Raw genomic sequence first — 675 nt, 5'->3', positions numbered from 1 at the left:
TACCGTTCGAAAACTTCTTCTCCCAGCTTTTTGGCCGCCGCCAGATCGCCCGAGTGACGAAGATCGATCGAATGGGCGAGAGCACAGCCCATGGTGACGGAGTGGTCGTCACCATAGAAGAGCCGGAACCTCCTGAGTGCTTCCGTGGACAGGCTGAGAGCGCCCGGGTGATCGCCGTCCTTCCGCCTCGCCACCGAAAGCAGGAACGTGTTGGTCGTCGCGTCCGATTGATCCGCACCGAAGCGGGCATAGAAGTTCTCGGTGAGCCTTTCCTGCTGAACCCGGGCCTGGCCGTAATCCCCCGCCTCGCGCAGGTCGACGATCAGGGAGCTGTTGACACCGAAGGTACGGACGTGGTCGCGGCCGAGGACCTCGATCCGACGGCGGAGGGTGTCCTGGTCCAGTTCCGCGGCCTCCCGGTAGGCACCCGCCAGCCGAAGACTGATGGCGTGCTGGTACGCGGCGTTGAGGGTCTCAGGGTCGTCTTCGCCGAACATGCGCTTGGACTTGTGATAGATCTCTTCGCTCAGTTTGGACGCCGCCGCGAAGTCGCCCTGTGCCCGGAGGTCGATCGTGATGTTCCGCTGAAGTGCGAAAGTCTCTTCGTTCTCTTCGCCGGACACCTGAAGACGCAACGCGAGGGTGCGCTGATTGAGTTCCGCGGCCTCGGAGTAC

General features: G+C 62.8%; 1 protein-coding gene. It reads right to left on the bottom strand.

The genetic code is table 11. From position 1 onward, the window contains the following. A partial coding sequence (locus CFP71_RS43080) for a tetratricopeptide repeat protein (RefSeq protein WP_143267352.1) occupies positions 1-675 on the bottom strand: 675 nt, incomplete at both ends.

It is taken from the genome of Amycolatopsis thailandensis (genome assembly GCF_002234405.1).
Lineage (GTDB): Bacteria > Actinomycetota > Actinomycetes > Mycobacteriales > Pseudonocardiaceae > Amycolatopsis > Amycolatopsis thailandensis.
This window is presented reverse-complemented; position numbering and strand designations above follow the sequence as displayed.